General features: G+C 45.2%; 18 protein-coding genes. 7 read left to right on the top strand and 11 right to left on the bottom strand.

Features of this window, described 5'->3' with window-relative positions:
* Positions 1-167: 167 nt before the first annotated feature.
* From HZB31_01495 to HZB31_01445, 11 genes are all read right to left on the bottom strand, one after another.
* Positions 168-2,033 carry a DUF3732 domain-containing protein gene (locus HZB31_01495; protein MBI5846627.1) on the bottom strand — a complete coding sequence of 622 codons (1,866 nt, stop codon included), beginning with the start codon at positions 2,031-2,033 and terminating at the stop codon, positions 168-170.
* 68 nt (positions 2,034-2,101) lie between these two features.
* Positions 2,102-2,665, bottom strand: a complete 564-nt coding sequence (locus HZB31_01490; protein MBI5846626.1) for a hypothetical protein — start codon at positions 2,663-2,665, stop codon at positions 2,102-2,104.
* Positions 2,650-3,894, bottom strand: coding sequence for a DUF4297 domain-containing protein (locus tag HZB31_01485; GenBank protein ID MBI5846625.1), 1,245 nt, complete (start codon positions 3,892-3,894; stop codon positions 2,650-2,652). Before HZB31_01485 ends, HZB31_01490 begins: the two co-directional genes overlap by 16 nt.
* A gap of 1,162 nt (positions 3,895-5,056) precedes the next feature.
* Positions 5,057-5,212: a hypothetical protein gene (locus tag HZB31_01480; GenBank protein ID MBI5846624.1), complete on the bottom strand. Its 156-nt coding sequence runs from the start codon at positions 5,210-5,212 to the stop codon at positions 5,057-5,059.
* A gap of 62 nt (positions 5,213-5,274) precedes the next feature.
* Positions 5,275-5,442 (bottom strand): hypothetical protein, encoded by a 168-nt coding sequence (locus HZB31_01475; GenBank protein MBI5846623.1) that lies wholly within the window; start codon positions 5,440-5,442, stop codon positions 5,275-5,277.
* Positions 5,443-5,446: 4 nt separating this feature from the next.
* Positions 5,447-5,932, bottom strand: a complete 486-nt coding sequence (locus HZB31_01470) for a type II toxin-antitoxin system VapC family toxin (protein ID MBI5846622.1) — start codon at positions 5,930-5,932, stop codon at positions 5,447-5,449.
* A 90-nt stretch (positions 5,933-6,022) separates the two neighbouring features.
* The gene (locus tag HZB31_01465) at positions 6,023-8,335 is read right to left on the bottom strand and encodes a hypothetical protein (GenBank protein MBI5846621.1); all 2,313 of its coding nucleotides are present in this window, start codon (positions 8,333-8,335) and stop codon (positions 6,023-6,025) included.
* A gap of 127 nt (positions 8,336-8,462) precedes the next feature.
* Positions 8,463-9,128 carry a DNA repair protein RadC gene (radC, locus tag HZB31_01460; GenBank protein ID MBI5846620.1) on the bottom strand — a complete coding sequence of 222 codons (666 nt, stop codon included), beginning with the start codon at positions 9,126-9,128 and terminating at the stop codon, positions 8,463-8,465.
* Positions 9,128-12,052 carry a type I restriction endonuclease subunit R gene (locus HZB31_01455; GenBank protein ID MBI5846619.1) on the bottom strand — a complete coding sequence of 975 codons (2,925 nt, stop codon included), beginning with the start codon at positions 12,050-12,052 and terminating at the stop codon, positions 9,128-9,130. Before HZB31_01455 ends, radC (HZB31_01460) begins: the two co-directional genes overlap by 1 nt.
* Entirely contained in the window at positions 12,045-13,376 is a 1,332-nt protein-coding gene (locus tag HZB31_01450) for a restriction endonuclease subunit S (protein ID MBI5846618.1), read from the bottom strand. The genes HZB31_01455 and HZB31_01450 overlap by 8 nt, the downstream gene beginning before the upstream one ends.
* 2 nt (positions 13,377-13,378) lie before the next feature.
* Positions 13,379-15,445 (bottom strand): N-6 DNA methylase, encoded by a 2,067-nt coding sequence (locus HZB31_01445; protein MBI5846617.1) that lies wholly within the window; start codon positions 15,443-15,445, stop codon positions 13,379-13,381.
* Positions 15,446-15,734: 289 nt separating this feature from the next.
* Here HZB31_01445 and HZB31_01440 point away from each other — a divergent pair, with 289 nt between their 5' ends.
* The 7 genes from HZB31_01440 to HZB31_01410 all read left to right on the top strand — a co-directional run bounded on the left by HZB31_01440 (position 15,735) and on the right by HZB31_01410 (position 18,714).
* Entirely contained in the window at positions 15,735-16,211 is a 477-nt protein-coding gene (locus HZB31_01440; protein ID MBI5846616.1) for a hypothetical protein, read from the top strand.
* Between the two features lie 305 nt (positions 16,212-16,516).
* A complete protein-coding gene (locus HZB31_01435) occupies positions 16,517-16,684 on the top strand; it encodes a hypothetical protein (protein ID MBI5846615.1) in 168 nt (55 codons plus the stop codon).
* 8 nt (positions 16,685-16,692) lie between these two features.
* The gene (gene radC, locus HZB31_01430) at positions 16,693-17,166 is read left to right on the top strand and encodes a DNA repair protein RadC (protein MBI5846614.1); all 474 of its coding nucleotides are present in this window, start codon (positions 16,693-16,695) and stop codon (positions 17,164-17,166) included.
* Positions 17,167-17,316: 150 nt separating this feature from the next.
* The gene (locus HZB31_01425; GenBank protein MBI5846613.1) at positions 17,317-17,562 is read left to right on the top strand and encodes a hypothetical protein; all 246 of its coding nucleotides are present in this window, start codon (positions 17,317-17,319) and stop codon (positions 17,560-17,562) included.
* A gap of 12 nt (positions 17,563-17,574) precedes the next feature.
* Positions 17,575-18,288, top strand: coding sequence for a DUF932 domain-containing protein (locus HZB31_01420; protein ID MBI5846612.1), 714 nt, complete (start codon positions 17,575-17,577; stop codon positions 18,286-18,288).
* 7 nt (positions 18,289-18,295) lie between these two features.
* Complete coding sequence (locus tag HZB31_01415; GenBank protein ID MBI5846611.1) at positions 18,296-18,511, top strand: hypothetical protein; 216 nt, start codon at positions 18,296-18,298, stop codon at positions 18,509-18,511.
* Positions 18,512-18,522: 11 nt separating this feature from the next.
* The gene (locus tag HZB31_01410) at positions 18,523-18,714 is read left to right on the top strand and encodes a hypothetical protein (protein MBI5846610.1); all 192 of its coding nucleotides are present in this window, start codon (positions 18,523-18,525) and stop codon (positions 18,712-18,714) included.
* Positions 18,715-19,021: the final 307 nt, after the last annotated feature.

Raw genomic sequence — 19,021 nt, 5'->3', positions numbered from 1 at the left:
TTTTATAGGACACGCTTAAATGGCAACCGTTAGAGATTCATCATGGCAATGAAGAAGTAAAATCAAAAGTACATTCTCAAATGGGCTGTTCTTTTTTATTTCCATACACCGAAATAAATAGGCTCCACAAAAGGCAAGAGCGTGCGGCTTTTAGTTCCGATATCAGGTTATGGGCCTGTGTAGTACGGTATCAAGCTGGGAGCATCAGGCACTCCCGCCATTCGGCGTTCTGAAAAGCTTCGCAGTTCACTACTCGGCCCAACAAGATCTGAGTCGATCAATATAAATTGTAGCCTGCGACCATTTTGCCCCATAGCGAGCCTATAGATTTCCGCATAGAGCGATCGCACAAGCTCTGGATTCTCGTCCTCACTAATATTCTTAGTCGGACTATCGATGATTAATATGTCAGGGATAGGCATCTCTCGTTCCAGTGCAACCGAGTGAATGGCGAGTGCATAGCACACATTGAACAGCGTTTTCTTCCCGCCGCTCCCGGTATCCCAGAAGGTCCACTCCTGATCACCATGGAGGACAGTCGGCTTCCAATTCCGAGGGTCGATGACAACTTCGTCATTATTGGAGACACCTGGAAAGGAAACCGCTATCATAATACGTTTAAACTCAGCAGCAATTGCAGCTATGTTAGCATCGGCAGCGCGCAGCCGATGTCTCTCCTCAGTAACATCTGTTCGCAGGCGGTCGATTTGACCTTGCAATGCTCCTGCTTCCTCTTCAAGAGCATCAATCGCTATCGGCATTTGTTGCAGTCGTCGCAGAGATCTAATTCGTTCAACCAGCGTAGCGATGTCCCTCTCAGATCCCCTGATACTCTCTACAAAAGCCGAATCGTATCTATCAAGTTCTTCTTGTAACTGTCTATCAAGAGATGCTTTTTGCTTCTGAGTCTGCAGCAACTGACGTTCCATGCGGCTTAATTCACGTTCGCGGCGTATTATGGAATCAGCAATCTGATCGATTCGCTCATTGAGATCCAGGCGAAATGCTTCCAGTTCAATCGGAGTCGTAATTGAAACTTCAATCTGAGCATTACAACACAGACGGCATCGATCTCCAGTAGAAGGACGGTTTGATATATCAGACCCACACTCAGGACAGCGCTGATAGCTAACCCCTTCAAGAATTCTCCCAGCTTGCTCAACTCGTCCAGCCTTTGTTTTAGCGGTAATAAACTCAGCTCGAAGAGCCTTCTGTTCCCCTATTGACTCATTTTCATCGGCAATCGCTTGGCTTATGCTCTCAATATCTGAGCTTAATCGTCGCAACTCCATGCGGAGAGTATCTGACGGATGGGTTTCTGCAGAACGAGTGCGTTCAAGTTCGGCTCGTCTTTGCTCAGCATTGGCAAGTTCAGCTTCCGCCGCCTGAAGTTGAGCAACCATATCTATTTCTGACTCAAGCTCGAAGCGAGCCATAAAAGAACGAATCTGCTGCACTGCGTCACGTTTTGATTTTTGCTCATCAATGATCCGCATCAGTTCGTCTTCGAGCTGGCTAAGCTGCTCGGAATGCAATCCCGTAAAGAATCGCATAGCATCCTGACTTTTCCTCCCTCGAAATGGGTCCTCAAGGCGGAAAAAAGAAGAATCCAAGTGCATTTGATCGAGATAGCAGTACCACCAGATATCGCGAATGCTCAAACGAATCAGCGGAGATTCTGGGTCACGGCTTCGTTGCCGCACCTTAATCGGGCTAACTCCACAGAGGTAAAAGATCAAGTCGCTCAGGCTATAAACTTCTGCATTAATTAGTGGCGCAGATTGAGCACTGAGTGGAGCATTGATTGATCCAGTATCATCTTCCAGTCCAGACCACGTCACCCGAACGCTTTGGTTGTCATTGGCTGATCGCTCGATCAAACAATTGTAGCTTCCAAGGATCAGCGATAGCTCTGCTGCAATAAATTCTTGCTGGATAGCAGGGGTGCGTTCAAGATCCCCTCCCAGACAATAATCCACAAGACGCGCGACAGTCGATTTGCCTGTGCTCACTGGACCATGCAGGAACGTCACGACCTCAGAGAAGTTGATCTGCTCAGTGGTCCTCCTGGTGCGAACGACCAGCTGTCGAAGGCAAATCTTCATATCGTTATGTGGGCATTGGCCCGCAAAGAAATAATTTCGGGAAACGTGTCATAAATAAAGCGCATGAGGGTAGTTGCGTTTATATCAAAGTGTCTCTTCAAAATCTTTGATCGTCGGACATAAGGCTTGAACACTTCATCATTAGCGAGTTCCTGAGCTCGAATGCGGCCCTGCTCGGTGGTCGTTATGACGACCTTTCGACCTTCCATGCTAATAGATACAAGTCCTTTTGCTACTAAAATGTTCAGAAATTCACGATATCGGTGATCCCAAGGACCGAAGCGGTATCGCACCATCTCAGACTCCACACTATGGAGTTCATGATCCTCTATCTGGACCTCTCGGATAGACCGCTTCTTAGCTTCAAGTGCTCGTTCAAGCATTATCGGATAGCGAAGCAGAAAATCCAACTTGGCAAGTTTCGTCAGCCCTTCGATAGCCCCATCTTGGCCATCTTCCACAAATGCAGCCAGAAGAATGAGGATTCGCGCCACATGCAACTTGGGTGACTGATCGAGGTCGGCGAGCACCTGTACGAAATCTGTCACTCGTCCTCCCATGGGCGGTCGAGGCTCCATTGAACCTTGCACTCTGAAGTCAAGGAGTATGCGAATCCTTCAAGATGCTCATTGCTGCATTCGTATAACTGACTTCTGTCTGTCCGTCGTTGTTGAAATCGGGAGCGAATTTCGGAAAGCATTTCGAGTCCAAACTTGCGCTCCTCGCTCTTAGCTACCTCAAAGGCTCTTGCCGCATCATTAAGCACAATTGACCTCACGTGTCCGTATCTCTGAAGCCCCGATTCACGTCCATGTTTTTTGGTCCAGACAATCCCTAAATAGTCAGCTTTGTCCCGAAGATCCAACGCCGAGTTGCGAGAGACAGCGGAAAAGCCGCCTGCGTCGAGCTTCTTGAGAAGAAGATCTGACGTTCCAGTGCCTGGTAATACGTAGGCTTCGGGATCGCCGACCAAGGTGGCAGTCTCATTCAAGCCAGAATCAAGAATTTCTATAATGTGCAAACGACTAATTCTCTTGGCAGCGAGGCGTGCAGTAAGTTCAGCCGTCACATAATCGGCTGTAGCAGGAAGATAGGCTGGCAGAATATCCTGATGGGCAAGGGATGATGCCCGTCCGCACTCCGATATTAGATTTCGTGCTGCCTGCACAACAGCAGTGTGAGAACAATCCCGCGCACGAGCCCACACTCCCGCAAGTGTACTCACAAGGCGGGTCTCTATATCAGAGAGCTTCGGCAAATCGTCAGAGGCTTCAGTTTTAGATAATGCGATAAATGCTAATTCAGCGGAGCAACCAGCTTCGCTGGATACACGATTCAGAAATTTTGCGGCTGGCCCGGAAAGATCATTCACAGAAGCTGTTACCTTGATTGATTGAAGAAGGTGACGGAGATCCTGACCATTCTTAGAAGAGTACAGAGGATGATTCGTAAGGAAGTGGTATGCACGAAACTGACCGGGAAACTCGGCTTCGAGCTTTGAGAAACGAACACAGGAGTCCCTCACAGCCTCATCGCTAGTTTTCCATACTTCTTGATCTGACCTACGGGTCTTTATTTGCAAACCTGAAAACATTCCATCCATATGCTTAATTAGCACATCTTCATGGTGTTCACAGAAAACTTCTGTAACTTCTTGTGTCTCATCTAGTAGCATGCAGCAAATGATAGCCGCGTAAGTCCATTGATAGTAATAACGGCGGGCAGTTTCGTCTCCCGGATCACCGGTCGCAAGAACCGTATCAGGAGTTGATATCAAAGGGTCAGGCATGACTCTCCCGCTTACGAGTCGTATTTACCACGACGGTCAAAATAGCCATGTATTCCTTTCAGTATGAGCTTTTGCTACAGGCATATTTAATGATCATGCGATTATCAGTTTCACTGAATATATGAATAAATATACCATAATTACCAATAAACAAATGAAGGAAAATTAGGATTAGAGTTAAAAACATCCGTCCATAAATAGCACTGACTCTAAGCCTATCACTGTTGACACTGTGGATAACCCCTCTTGACAGATTCTGAAGGCCTGTTATATTTAAGACAGTTCAAACAATGACCATAGTGCAAGTGAAATAATTAGGACAAAACTTTATTCATTTTACGATGGTGATCAGCTTAGCTAATCGCCAAGCAGTGGCTCCTAATTGCCATATTTGCACAGTCACCATCGTAAAGTGTGTAAGGTTTTTTTGTTTGGCCTACAATGCAATAACGTCGGTTTTCAGGGCTTCCGTCTACAATCAAAAACTCTGCAACTTCGATTCCCACGCCTTCAGTTGGATACTCTCTCGTTGAGGATGCGTCAATAGCGGACAGATCAAATATCGGGCAACGCTGGCGAGCGACCCGACCTCCAATCTGTCCGGTAGGTATATCCAAACAGCTGAAAAAAGTATTGCTCCAAAAAATATATCTATTCTTCCAATTTCTTATAACAAGTATTGGAGGAAAAACGCACCAATGGAAAATTTGATCATAAATACATCAATGAAAGGAGGTGTCAACTATGGTTCAAGGTAAAATCTGCCCCCAGTGCGGCTATTACATGTATGCATTATCCGAGGATGAAGAGCCCGGAGGAATCTGGATAGTTTATGTATGCCGGAATGAGCATTGCAAGTTTCGGGAAAAAGTATTTGAAGAACAGGAATTGACTTATCATCCGCTCGATGAGCAATACAATAACGATCAACGCATATGAAATCGCTCAAAGAAAATATTGCGACTTTCCAATTTCAGGCAGCCGCAAAAAAATACCGGGCCGGATGGGAGGTCTTGGCCGATGAAATGACCGGATATTTCGGAGAAAATTGTTTTTGGATCTTTCAGCAAAAAGAAGAATGGAAGATTCGAGACGCCTATAATATCTGTCGGGGGAAGCAGATCAGGTCATTCCGGTATCTCATGGGAATACTACGGAATATTTAAAGCTCGTCGAGATCCAATTTTGTAACTTTGCCCTTGGCTGCCTGTTTCAGCCCCAGCTTAACGCTTTTCAACGCCTTCTTATTCTTATAGAGCCATGATTCAGAAGACGGAACCGTGTTTAGCTTGATAGTCTCATTTATTTGTTTCGTCAAAGCTACCTTTACCTCCATCAATAAGCGGCAAGCCCGCTGGGCACGCTCCCTATATTGGCGTGTTAGCCTGCTTTCTTGAGCTTTGCCTTGACCATGGGTCTCACTTTAGCCTTGCTCTTCTTTTCGCTGTCCCGCAGGCTTTGAAGCATGCTCTGCAGATTATAGTTCGATTTCTTTGCCAGTTCTTCACCGGCTTTGCGAACCTCTTCAACTATTGGATCTTTCCACATAATATTATTCTCCTTTCATTTTGGGCATTAATTCCTCAGGTGTGCATATCACAGGGGTCCTGATGCCATAAGAAGTATTGATCTTCATAAGTTTTTTAATAATTTCTCCGTTTGCAATATGAGCGCAATTCCAGGTTACAAGATAATCAACACTGTGAACCGAGGCAACAGCAAGATGAACAGCATCGCGGAAAGCCTTCATCGGCAGTTTAAGTTTGTCCAAGTAGATCTGGGCCATTTTATCTACCATAGGGTTAAGTTCAAGATGCTCGAACCTTTTTAATATTGCCAACCGTTTCTTCGCAGCTTCAATATCCCCGGCTCTTGCCTCCTCAATAACAATTTCAGAAATAACCGCATCATATTTTTTGAGCGCCCTGTCCCACCATTCCCTTGTGATTTCCTGATGAGCAAGTACTATTATGTCGCGACTTGGCTTAGCTGTGTAATAGCTTACGACAGAAGTTTCAAGATATATTGTTTCTTTCATTCCCTGCCTCCGAATATCTTCATCTTAATTTTATCATTATTCTTGATAGTCTGCCCGCAATGATGTTCTTCATTATTCGACCAACCGGAATCAGTCTTCATCAAAACCCCACTCATCATCAGGTTTGCCTTCTTGCCTTCGCTTCAGAGCCTTCTGAAACGCATTAACTGCCCGCTGCTCCTTTTCAGAGAGCTTATCAACATTAAGTCTCATAATTTGTTTAGCAACCATGTCAGGCGAAACAAAGTCTTCAACGTTTTTAATGCTTATTTTCCAGTTCGTCCTTGAAACATGATCTCCCATGCTATGAGACACTGATGAATGCAGCAAGCTCGTGAGAAACAACAACAGCCCCTCACCATTTTGAATCAGATCTTCAACCCATTTCTTAGGCTCGTCCGGAGAGGCCCATTTAAGCCAATGATAAAGTATGCTTAACAGTTTAGGATGATTATTCAGTACGGAGGAATTGCCAGCCTTTCGAATCTTCTCAATGCAGACTTTCTTCAATTCTTCGAAATCATCGCGATCAACTAAATACGAATCCTGCTCATCTTGTTTTTCATATTTACTTTCTTCTAACGATATCCTCATTATGGGCAGGTAGAGCCCCTCAGAGAGACTCAAGGCTTCTTTTAAGATCGCTCCTCTCTTCCTGATGTCCTTCTCCTGTTTCAGATGCCAATAGACTATTCGTGCTATATGTTTATCGGCAGTAAAGGAGAAAAAATCGGGTTGCTCCTCTGGTAGCTCGTCGCCAATGTCCATCAGGGCTGTTATAAATGGTATTGCCTTCTCTATGGTTATGCCTTCTGCATATGCTTCTAACCTATCAAGTGCGATAACAAGAAGATTGCGTTGATTCAGAGATTTCAGTTCCGTGAGCAGCTCGCCTTTGTTGCCTGTGATTGAAAGAAGTTTGTCAATTTCAGCTTGAGAAACATCGCCTTCTGGTATCGCAAAATGGAAATACCGATCGAATACGTTCGGATGACAAACCCTTAAATCTCGATACCACCGCTCGTCGAAGCCAGATCCGTAGCCATGCCCTCCAAATACCCATTCTGCAGGTGGAAATAACTGTTTTATTATCTCTTGTGCATATTGCCGTTTGGTCTCAGGCACGAGCTGCATAATCGTCTCAATCGTCTGCCGATGTTCATTTTCAGTGCTACTGCTTCGTTCACGCTGTTCAGTCAAGATATGTTTAACCTCAAAGAGTTTCTTGTACAGATCAGGCTCAAAAACTCTGAGCACTTCTATGGCGATCAAGTCAATGGGGTTGACATCGAAACTGCCCTTATTGCGAAACAGCGATATATGAAATGACAACGTTGAAAGAAATCGATGCACATCCCGCAGTGTCTCAAAGTAATGTCTCACGCCGGCAATAAAGATATTCCCCCAGCGCTGCTGCTCAAACCGCTGTCCAAGCACGTTGTCACTCAGAAGATCATTGAGACCACCAAGAAGAACTTTCTCCATGCGAGAGCGCTCCATCAGGGGGATATTGAACCCGACCTGAACGATCTTCTCTATAAATTCCCGACCACTGATCGGTGAATCTTGAAGACTTTTTTCAACGATATCCCTCTGAAATAAAAGCAAATAGACCATATTGGGGAAATCAGCGTTAGCCTTGACCAATTGAAACAGGTATTTGATTTCATTCGCAGAAAGACGGTCAACATCATCAATAGCAACTACAACCGGATTTCTCAATTCGGCCAAGCTTGCCGAAAGCTTCTTCTTAACATCAAAGAGGCCGTCCATCGATGCCTCGTATCTGGTATCAAAAAGTGCTGCTATTTTTTCCGCAAATGAGCTGCTCCATTTTAGGAGCCCGGCAAAGACTAAGGCCACACAGCTGACAATGACAATCACAGCATTCAACCATGGCAGATTGGAAATAACGCCGCCGATGCCTACCATGCCGATTAGAACCAATAGCCCTATAATGAATTTATTAATACTGCCGGCAAGAAATGAGCCCACTTTAAGATATGCGGCATAGCGCTTCCAGTTGGCTGCGCGCTTCTTATCGGTGTCGCCTTTTCCCGTTCTTTTTAGGGCAACCCCTATTTCATGGAAAAAAGACTGTGCGAGCTGTTCTTGCCCTGCCCATTGCCAGGGATTGAATTCAACAATCAGTGGACAGTCACTCTTTTCTGCCCTGAGTGCATCGATTGCAATATTCTTTATTGATGATTTCCCACTGCCCCATGGCCCATAAAGGGCAATGACAAGACTATCCTTGCCTTTCCAGCCTTTTATTGCAGATGCCAATGATTCAGCGAAACTGGCGACGCCTAACAGGTCGTCCTTTTTAAAAGAGATTGGCCTGTCCGACGAAAAAGGATGCGTCGTCATTTTGTCATCACTTTTTCCTGTTTTGCTTTCCATTTTCCTTAATTCTTGCCTCAGTTTTCATAAATGAACAAATCGAGTTGCTATTTGTTCTCCGTACAGGTATTCGTTATTATCTAACACAGTGATGCATAATGCATTCATGGAATGTAATTGGCAGACCTTAATTAAATTCCCCTTTCTCCAAGAAACTGTAATAACCTTTTTGGTTGAAAATGATATGGTCGAGAAGTCTGATTCCAAGGGTCTCGCCGGCGGCTTTCAATTGCTCGGTTATTTCCTTATCTTCAGCGCTTGGTTCCAAGGAGCCAGCCGGATGATTGTGAGCCACTATGATTGCAGAGGCTCTATCAGTAATAGGATCAGCAAATACCTCTCTTGGATGCACCTGGGTCTTATTTACAAGTCCGACAGAAACAATCCGGCTCTTTATCACTTCATTAGCGCCATTGATCGAAATACAGATGAAATGTTCCTGCTTTCGGTCGGCATAATGTTGAATGAGCGGAAGTACGTCTGCAGGCGTCGAAATTCTTAATCCTTCCGGTCGAATTCTTCGCCGGGCAAATTCAAGAGAGGCAGCGATCAAAGTAGCCTTTGCAAGGCCAACACCTTCTATTTTTTGTAGTTCTTCGAGGCTCAACTGATTTGGATTGCCATCCAATACCTTCAAAATGCGTCCTGATACTTTCATTACATCATGGCCTTTGGTCCCGCTGCCCAAAAGAATAGCCATTAATTCAACATCAGATAACGCCTCTGCGCCTTTTTGCTGAAGCTTCTCCCTGGGGCGCTCTTTTTCCGGCAGATGCTTGATATTCTTGCTCATTATCTTCTCGCAGCCTTTGCGTGTTGAAGACCATAATAGATTACCGTCAGCGCCATCATATCGAAAATAGCGCCAGGGTCAATATATTTCGAGTCTGCAAGTTCCTCATAACGACCTTTCTCTTCATAGGAATCCTGAATCGAATGGTTTACCTGTCCGGAATAGGTATTCTCTAAATAGAAGACGTCTCCCTGGTGCGTGGCTATTGTTGTCTGTATTTCTTCATCATGCATCTTCTCTTCGGTCACTTGTTTTATGTAGAGAGCTTCATCGTCCGAGATCGTGAAGGTTTTCCGAATCTCATCAATCATGTCCTGCACTGAGACCTTCTTCAAAGGAGGCCCGCTGCCACCCTTTTTGCCTTTTATGAGCTTTACAGTTCCGGGCGCTGATACTTCGCCCTTGTACTTAACGCTCGCTTTGACAACACTTGTCCGGCGTATCTGTTTCATTAACTCCGAAACAGAGCCCTGTTTTATCAACTGAGGGCCAACGTATTCAGCAAAGGCTGAAAACACGCCGATATTTTTTGGATATTGAAAAAAGCAGGACAAGAAATGATAGCTCTTTACAAAGCGCGCGAGGAGATAGACAAACTTCTTGCGGTCGTCCATCACCTGAATGCGCTCCTGAAATTTTATGCGCAGAGCATTAACCGTAAACGCCAGTTGGGGGTCATTGTTTTCAGCAATGAGTGCGACAATATTTTCCGCTTCAGCCTGACTATAAATGCCCTGTGCGATAATCTCCTCATAATACCTCACACACTGCTTTTCATCTGGTTCACTGCTCTCAAAAGGAGTTCCCTTGCGGTATTTAGCAAACGCTTTTAGAATGGCTTGAGCATTATTGGTAAAATCGACCACGACAACCGTGTCCTTATTCTCATGACAGCGGTTTAGTCGGGAAACTGTCTGAACTGCATTGCGGTCTATAACCGCCTTATCGAGAAACATACCTGCAAGAAGAGGCTCGTCAAATCCAGTTTGAAATTTGCTTGCCACAACCATGAGACGGTAGTCGTCTCCCTTAAACCTGTCTTCTATAAGTTCACCCGGCCGCAGCCCGTTTACGGCATACTCTGTTATCTGCTCATTTGTCTCAGGATGCACAAAATCAGAAAAAGCATATAACACCTTGTAGTCGCAGTTTCTTTCCTTGAGCTTATCCTTAAGGATCTGAAAATAGCGGAGCCCTGCAATGCGGGATGTCGAAACGATCATAGCCTTCGACCGTCCGCCGATGAGAGCCTTTACTTTCTCCTCGAAAATCCTCATCATTACCTCGGCCTTATATTGGATAAGTCCCTCATCCTGAAAAGCAACATTCTTGAGCGCCTTACTAACCACGCCTTTGGGATAAAGTTTCTCCTCAGCATCGCCAGGAACAAACACGCAGTGAAGGTTATAAAGTGTTTTGTACGATATGATGTTGGTAGCAACGTCAACAATATAACCTTCAGCAATTGCCTCTGCCTCTGAATAGGAGTCAAAAGGATTTCCGAAGAGCTGGACTGTTGCTGCCGATGGTGTTGCAGTAAAGGCAACAAAAAGCTGGTTCCCCTCATGTGCCCGGATGATCCGTGCCACTTCTTCCTCAGGGTCAGTTTCTGCTTCGGGGGGTTCTTCATCAGGCTCATCAGGTTTTCTAAACGGCACTCTGATTGCAACGCCAAGCTTCCCCTCCTGTGAGCGATGGGCTTCATCAATAAGGAATGCTACCCTCAATTTCTTCAGTTCGGGGTCATTCTCTATTTCGCCGAGAATCCATTCAAATTTCTGAAGCGTGCTGACAACTATCGACTGGCCTTTCTTCAGGAAATCTTTCAGGTTCCTTGCCTTCTTTGCATAGCCTACAACATCCTTCAAGTGGGTGAATTTGTCGAAATCATCCCTGATGTTCTTGTCGAGGGATTTCCGGTCAGAGAGGAGGAAGATCATATCAAGAGCTTTTTCGTTGCTATCGGGCTTGTAAAGGCTGTGAAAGCGGTCTGCGAGCCAACATATAGATAGCGTCTTGCCGGAGCCTGCTGAATGATCTATGAGGTATTTCTTCCCCAATTCACCGGTTGCTGTAAAGTGGTCAAGCGCATCCTGCGCCACCTTCTGAACCATGCGTGATTGATGATAACGCGGGAATATTGTAAAGGAAGCGTGTTCCGGCTTGTCTTCTTCGGCTTCCTGCTTTGGTACATAGACGAGGAAAAAGGATATCGCCTCTAAAATTGAAACTGTTGACAGCACATCTTTATATAGGAATTCAATCGGATATTCTTTCTCATTATCCGCCTTGTTAGTAAGTCCGCTATTGTACCAGCGAAAATTGTTCTCTTTGGTAGGATCAGTTGCTACCATGACATCCGAGGTATCAGCAGCGATATGAAGAAAAGGCAGTTGAAAGATCCTATCGCTATGGTCTCTTTCGCTGTATTGCTTAACAGCATCATGCACGATCTGATTTTTCTCGTGCTTGAGCTCCATGGTAATTATCGGTAGGCCGTTCAGAAAAAAAACAAAGTCAGGGCGCTTGGCGTCTTTGATAATAAGTTCGGGCTTAACTGTAAGCCGGTTCTGTTCATAATGCAGATTTGCAACGCTCTCGCTTGATCGTGGTTTTGGATAGTAGAGCTTAAACTCCAGCTCTCGTACCTTCAGTCCATTGCGGACAATCATCCATAAAGGAGTAACCTTAAGTTCGTCTTTCAGCGCCCTGAATATTTCATCTCGTGCGTCAGTGCCATAGTCACGCTCCAGCGCCTCAAAGGTTTCCTTCTGCGTTGCCTTTATAAAAGCAATCAGGTGATCTTCTGCAAAATAGTATTCTGTGTTTGTAATTTCAGCCTGTTCGAGCACAGCATATTTATGGTTGCGGACAAGGTATTCAAAGATGTGTCTCTGAAATTTCTTCTCAGGCCCCTCAAACATGAGCTTCTATCTCCTTCAGATGAGCCTCAGTAATCCGCCGCTTGCCGGTAACGCATTCATGGATAAGGTATTTTCGGTATTGCTCAAGGGCAGAAAGTTGGCCACTCAGATTTTCTTGCAGTACATGAAGCATGTTCATTTTACCAGCAAGGTAATCAAGAATTCGCCGTTGCTCGGTTATTGGTGGCACAGCAATAGGCAAGTAAGCATATTTGGTTGCGCTGATATTCTGAATGGTTGCTTGTGTGAAAATTACACTTTTCCAAGAATCATAAGAAGGGGATTTAGTGAAGTAGTAAAGGTATTCGGGGAGGAGCTTATGTTTGTTAGTCTGTGCCTTAATCAGATAACCGGCAAAGCAGGCTTTTCCATTGTATCCCTTAAACAAAAAGGTCTTTCCAACAGTTGCTCCGCTTCGAGCAAATAGCACATCTCCTTCAAACAAGTAATAGCCTTCAGCTTTATCCGGTGGTAATGACTTAAAAGTATCATCTCTCAGTGAACCATAATCATCAAAATCAGTTATTCGAATATATCGTGGAAACTCCGTGTCGTCCAATTCCGCCGCTTCGTTAGTGCCGTACATCAATGGACGCTCAAGGAATCTTTTTAATTTTTCAACTCGCCAATGTTTTGGAACTTTTCCAATCCATTCTACCCCCGAATCTTTCAATTCCACAAAATCATCAAGCCCGCGCGTCACAGCCTTGTGAATAATTGACTTGCGTAGCGCATCGAGCGTTTCAAGCTGCTTCTGCTTCTTTTCTATCGCTGTATCAATTGCCACGCAGGTTTTGTCGAGATAGGCGGCAATGCGTCGCTGTTCCGGAACAGAAGGCAGAAATATTCTTGTATAGTTAAGGAATCTTGATGAAACACGTTTCTGCCCGGCAGCACCAGTCATATTAACCGCTGCGTATTCTCTGAATACTGAATTAAATGTGTAGTAATAAAGAAATTTACTATCAATCTTATACCCTGGACGAAGAACATGGAACTCTGTGCTGCCAAATGCATATCTTGTGGGCAAGCTTTCAACATACGCACCTTTGCCGTTCTCCATACATGGGGTAATCTTTGCAAAAATGACATCACCAGCTTCGAAATTAGGGAGGCCTCCTGATATAAAATCATATTCTTCAATTGTGCTTGTATCAATTTGTCCTTTTTCCGAAACAGACTCCATAGGAACCACTGTGCAGGGCTCAGTTAATTGAGGGGCTTTGCTGGAAAGGCCGGGTGAAAGCTGTGTAACATCTTTAATGCGAAAAGACAGCCACTCCTTTGGAACGGAACCGATCCATAAGTCATTAGCCTGCTGCATACTCATTTCCCTCCGAGACTTGCTAACTTGTGAGTCGCTTCCTTCTCAAGCTCCCAAAATTCTTTGAGCAATATTTCCGCCTTTTCTGGAGCTTTATACTTATAAAAATACTTATTCGGCAGAATCTCATAACCAAGCTGTGGGCTGTCCTGCCAGCGGATAATCTGCTTGCCGATTTCGCGTTTTAGGAACTCTTCAATATTTTCTCCATGCTGTATGTATTCATTGTCCGACACATAGTGCCTGTGAGTGTATTCAGCATTAACTTCCAGAGTATTGATAAATGACTTGATCACCTTGTTCTTATGGCTGGATTCTTTAATGTCCTTAGTCAACGCCTTAATTTCATCTGCGAAGGCTTCTCTTATATTCTTTTCGAAAAGCTTTGTGAAATCGTCTTTGGGGGCAAGAGTAAAGACAATCTCCTGTTCAGCAGTATCAGACTTTAGCTTAATGCGAAAATCGAGATCACTTCCATAAAATTCCTGTTCTTTCTTAATGTTTGCGGGTGTAAAAGATTTCGTATATGGTTCGGTGATATAAGCAGGCTTATTATTTTCATCAGTCTGCCAGAACACTACGCTAACTTTATGATAGGCAAAATCTTTTGTGTTGAAGATCTTCACGTTTTCATCTTTATATCCATCTTCCCAGCCATTGTGATACCGTTCTTCGATCCATTGTCTGTGCTCGTCAAGAATACGGTTGCGCTTATTGCCAAAGGATTTCGGTTCTTTGTCAAACTGCTGCCGGGCATCGATAAGCATCACTCTGTCCTTGTGTGAAGCAGGCTTATTATTGGTCAACAGCCAGATGTATGTAAAAATGCCGGTGTTGTAGAAAAGCTGATCAGGGAGCATCACAATGGCATCCAGCCAATCATTCTCCAGAATCCAACGGCGAATTTCGCTTTCACCAGAACCGCAGTCGCCATTGCTGAGCGGCGAGCCGTTGAAGATAATGGCAATACGGCTTCCGCCCTGTTCCTTTGACTTCATTTTTGCCAACATTGTCTGAAGGAATAATAAAGCACCATCATTTGTGCGCGGCATTCCGGCTGAATAGCGTGTAGTGCTTAATTTCTTTGCCTCAGTTTCATAACCATCTTTGCCGCCCCAGGTAACGCCAAAAGGCGGATTGCTGAGCATATAGTCGAACTTATGGTTTGGTCCTGCAAGCTGGTCGCCTGGTTCCCGGCTCTGTTTGGAGTGCGGGATCAGCGAATTGCCATAGAAGATTTCAGCCTGTTTGTCATCCTTGATCAGCATGTCTGCTTTGCAGATGGCATAGTTTGCCGGTTGCAGCTCATGACCATGCAGAGTTACGAAGCGTTCTACATCTTCCCTTTCCTTATCAGTTTTCGCCTTGTCGAGCATGTGTTCTTTTGACACGGACAACATGCCGCCGGTGCCGCTGGCAGGATCGTAAAAAGAAATATGCTTCTTTGGCATCGGGATATCAAGTAGTTCCACCATAAGACGGATAACCTCACGCGGGGTAAAATGCTCTCCAGCCTCTTCGCCACTCTGCTCTGAAAACCTCCGCAGAAGTTCTTCATAGACATATCCCATCTCAAGGTTTGAAAGATGTTCCGGCCCGAGTTTCTCTGTTGCATATTGATTGAGAATCGGTGAGAGACGCGAATTTTTGACTATCTTTCCAATAACCGCACGATAATCAAAATGCTCAATTATGTCTTGAATATTATCAGAGAATCCGTTGATGTAATCGCGAAAGTTCTTCTCCATAAGAGTAGGGTCTTCTTTAGTGATGTCCTGTAATGTCCACTTGGTCTTGTTAGAGAAGGGTATTTCTTTCGGATTGAGTTCGAGTTTTTTTACCAGCACTTCAAGCTCGCTATCGCTGATTTTAGGACGTTTTAGGCGAATTTCCTCAGCCTTCTTTTTTCGCCATTCGACAAGCACACATTCGAGACGCCGGATTACAATAATAGGCAGGATCACGCTCTGATACTCATAGGCCTTGAACTTTCCCCTCAGTCGCTCCGCAGACTTCCAGATTTCATTCGTTAGATTGTTAAGCTTGGATTTATTTAGGACTGTTGTCACAGAGTGATATTCCTCTTTCCGCTATTAGCGTTATTGGGGTCTATAATTAATTTTCTCATTTCTTGAAGTGGAAGGGGCAGAACTATCGAACCGTATAATTTCTTCGGCTGCTTAAAAGGGGTTTCTCTCCTCGCATACTTCGTCACCAATGCCTAAACCTCCAAATACCATCGCCTAAGACAAATAATTGTTGAATTATAGCATGTTATAACTTCCTTTTGATGCCTCTGCTCTTGACAAAAATTACCGATGTGCTATTGTGGCCAGTTAATCATTAACCCAAAATGTTATGTCTCAGGAACACAACCCTAAGACAAAAACAGGAACAAAAAGAAAACAAACAGTCCCGGTGGCCGAAAGGCTCATGTTCTTTAACAAGCAGCACCCCAATGGATGCATCCGGACCGAACAGGTCGAGATGCTCGGACGGCCATTTTATCGGGCAACCGTGACCCCGGACATTGCCAATCCGGCCAGATACTTCACCGGCCATGCGCCGGCAGTCTCGGAAACTGGTGCTATATTCCGAAAAACCTGCCTTTTAGCGGGTGCAGAGGAATCTGCAGTAGCCTCGGCCCTTTCACTGGTAATATCCGGTGAAGCGGGCCAAGAACCCAATAATCGATCTAATAAAGCAAAAACCGGCGTCTGCCAGGATTGCGGACGCATCTGGCGGAAGACAGAGGATGATGAAAGCGGTCTCCTCGGGACCTGCCCTGAATGCAGGATCAAGAAAAGGCTTTTCTCAAGGCTAAAGGTTCTATAGGACCCGTCTGACGGGGCGGTTAAAAAGTATTTTACTTTTTAACCGCCCCTCGGCGTTTTAACTAAGGCCTAAAATCCTGTCAAGCGCCAACTGAAATAAAATCCCCTCTTCTGCAGTATGAACTAAGACGTATTCAAAACCCTTTTCAATAACCCCCTTCTAATACTCTGATTGCCGGAGCCAATTGATTGCTCTTGACACTTAGGGAACTTCATTGTCTGATTCCACGCCGACGCACGTTTGCGCCTTTCCTTCATATTGTCTCCGGCAATCAGGGTATTAAAACCAAAAAGGAGGTGAAAACCATGAGCAAAGAGATCGCAACCAGTGATCTTGCCCTGATTTTGGCAGGCAACAGAATAAAGCTCGATTGCGGACATTTCTGTACTGTCGGCCATAACCTGGCCAACACTCTCATCATCGTATCAATAGGCGGAGGAAGAATCCAGACCTATTGCCACAGCTGCTATTAGGAGGAAGTATGCCAAAAGTTCTTTTAGAAAATAACCGCACCACACGCTTCAAGGTAATCAAGGCAGTCTATGAGAAGCTGACAGTTCAGGAGGGAACAGAGCACTATGTTTCAAAAACCATCAGCGATGCTCAAACAGTCTTTGCAATGTTCAGCTTTTTGCAACAGGAGACAAAGGAGCATTTTATTGCCCTGCACCTGGACGTTAAAAACAGAATACTCTGCATAGACAGGGTATCAGCAGGGACAATGACCGGCTCTCTTATCCATCCAAGAGAAGTATTCAAAACCGCATTGCTCTCGTTAGCAGCCTCAGTGTTGCTGATCCACAACCACCCATCAGGAGACCCAACTCCAAGCCGTGACGATATTTCGATAACTGAAAAGCTTAAAGGGGCTGGAGAGCTTATCGGGATTGCGGTATTGGACCACGTGATCATTGGAGATGGATATGTATCACTCAAAGAAAAGGGATATCTATAAATTCCCAAAAAGAAAGCGAGGTGAAAATGTATAGCCCCAAAATATCCGAGCAGTACATCCCGGTTCTCTACAGAAGGTCTAAGGAAATGAAGATTCCTATGACCAGGTTAGTCAACCAGATCATTCAGAAGGCATTGGAGGATGCAGTCGATGACACGAACAGAGCTGTCCCGGTTGGTGCGCAAGTTGTACCACCGGCGAAGGCTTGCCGGTGAACTGCCTGATATTGAGTTCAGGATAGCGACGTATCTTGAAGCAAACAACATCTCAAGGCTATCTGTCTCAGGGTTTCGGGTAGAGGTAAAGGAAGAGGGGCTTCTTATTACAGAGGCCCCCAGAATTGATGAAAACCAGCTTTCCCTAATCCCAGACTATTTCTGTCTGGAAATCCACTGATAGGAGGTTCACATGTCATTACTTGTTCACAGAGGAGGACAGATCGTAACAAGGGACGACCTTGCACTCGTCCCGGTACCAGAGGCAACGGATAGCTATATCCCTGTGCCTCACAACAACCTTGCGGATACGCTTTCGACCATCGGAAGGGATATCCTCAAGGGATTCACGCTCTCAAATGAGCAGTATGCCCTTGCGAGGGACGGGCAGCAGATGTTCGGAGTCCTGGCATTCAGAAACGACCATACAGAGCTTGGGCTCTCGATAGGGTTCAGGAATTCCTATGACAAGAGTATGGCAATCGGTATTGCCATCGGCGCACAGGTGTTTGTCTGCGATAACCTTGCCCTTACAGGAGACATCACGATTATGCGAAAACATACCGCAAACGTCTGGCAGGGACTGGAAGACGCAGCAATCTCGACGCTGTACCGGAGCCAGCAGAATTTTCGGAAGATCGTAGAGGATTCAGAGACACTGAAGGGAAGGATGATCGACAATACCGAGGCTTTCAAGATGATCGGCCTGATGTTCGGTCACGGTATTTTGACCCCGAGACAGTTGCCGGTCGTAAAGAAGGAATGGCTCACCCCATCTTATGACGACTTCAGACCCCGGACTATGTGGAGCTTTTACAATGCCTGCACCGAGGCATTGAAATCCTGTCCGCCACTGGTGATCATGGAGAAGCATATTTCGCTTCATGCCGCAATCACGGAAAACTGAGGTGCTTATGAATCTGTATATCAAATATCTTCAGTTCATAGGGCAGACAAGAAGGCACGAGAGAATGGTGAAGGTATGGCTCTCAAACGGAGGCGTCGTCAAGATAGCTCCATGCTACGAGGGCTGGCAACAGTATAACGCAACAATAGACGAAAAGAAGGTGGCCATGCCGATAGCCGAACGCTTTAATGACTGGCTCCACGGCGGGGCATTCCCGTATTAGGAGGTAATCTTATGGGCTGGCCATACGATAATCTGAAGAATGAGGAACTGCAGCGGCTCGCAATCGTCCGATTCGGAGATGAACTAAGGCCATTAAGAGAGATCGGCAGACAGGCCATTATAGAAGAGCTTAAGGCCGATGACAGATTTTCGGAACTAAATCAAACAGAAAGGACTTATAATAATTCAAGGGGAAGGCAATGACTTTCCCCTCTTTTTTCAAAACAGAGACATTCCTATATATAGTGGTATATCTGCACCTGTGCGTAATACCACCCATATATTTTTTATAATGCCCTCGGCCAGATGAAATCGGCCCGGCAATGCTTACTTTAATAGGGACAGAGGGAGACCTGGTGAGTGAACTCATGATGTTCAACTCCCCAGCTCGGAACTTTAGACGCAGGACATCATAAACTTCCGAGCTGGGGAGTTGCCCCAGGCCCCCTCGTCCCGTATATTTTTCTATGTATATATCACGGACCACCATCCGGAAGTTTATTGATGCCGT

It is taken from the genome of Nitrospirota bacterium, from assembly GCA_016235245.1.
Lineage (GTDB): Bacteria > Nitrospirota > Thermodesulfovibrionia > Thermodesulfovibrionales > UBA6898 > UBA6898.
Note: the sequence above shows the minus strand (reverse complement) of the source record. Positions and strands in the feature narration are given on the sequence as shown.

Coding starts and splice junctions, on each gene's coding strand:
- HZB31_01490 (MBI5846626.1), bottom strand. CDS start 2,665: ATGGGAGGACGAGTGACAGATTTCGTACAGGTGCTCGCCGACCTCGAT.
- HZB31_01485 (MBI5846625.1), bottom strand. CDS start 3,894: ATGCCTGACCCTTTGATATCAACTCCTGATACGGTTCTTGCGACCGGT.
- HZB31_01475 (MBI5846623.1), bottom strand. CDS start 5,442: ATGTGGAAAGATCCAATAGTTGAAGAGGTTCGCAAAGCCGGTGAAGAA.
- HZB31_01470 (MBI5846622.1), bottom strand. CDS start 5,932: ATGAAAGAAACAATATATCTTGAAACTTCTGTCGTAAGCTATTACACA.
- HZB31_01465 (MBI5846621.1), bottom strand. CDS start 8,335: ATGGAAAGCAAAACAGGAAAAAGTGATGACAAAATGACGACGCATCCT.
- radC (MBI5846620.1), bottom strand. CDS start 9,128: ATGAGCAAGAATATCAAGCATCTGCCGGAAAAAGAGCGCCCCAGGGAG.
- HZB31_01455 (MBI5846619.1), bottom strand. CDS start 12,052: ATGTTTGAGGGGCCTGAGAAGAAATTTCAGAGACACATCTTTGAATAC.
- HZB31_01450 (MBI5846618.1), bottom strand. CDS start 13,376: ATGCAGCAGGCTAATGACTTATGGATCGGTTCCGTTCCAAAGGAGTGG.
- HZB31_01440 (MBI5846616.1), top strand. CDS start 15,735: ATGTCTCAGGAACACAACCCTAAGACAAAAACAGGAACAAAAAGAAAA.
- HZB31_01435 (MBI5846615.1), top strand. CDS start 16,517: ATGAGCAAAGAGATCGCAACCAGTGATCTTGCCCTGATTTTGGCAGGC.
- radC (MBI5846614.1), top strand. CDS start 16,693: ATGCCAAAAGTTCTTTTAGAAAATAACCGCACCACACGCTTCAAGGTA.
- HZB31_01425 (MBI5846613.1), top strand. CDS start 17,317: ATGACACGAACAGAGCTGTCCCGGTTGGTGCGCAAGTTGTACCACCGG.
- HZB31_01420 (MBI5846612.1), top strand. CDS start 17,575: ATGTCATTACTTGTTCACAGAGGAGGACAGATCGTAACAAGGGACGAC.
- HZB31_01415 (MBI5846611.1), top strand. CDS start 18,296: ATGAATCTGTATATCAAATATCTTCAGTTCATAGGGCAGACAAGAAGG.
- HZB31_01410 (MBI5846610.1), top strand. CDS start 18,523: ATGGGCTGGCCATACGATAATCTGAAGAATGAGGAACTGCAGCGGCTC.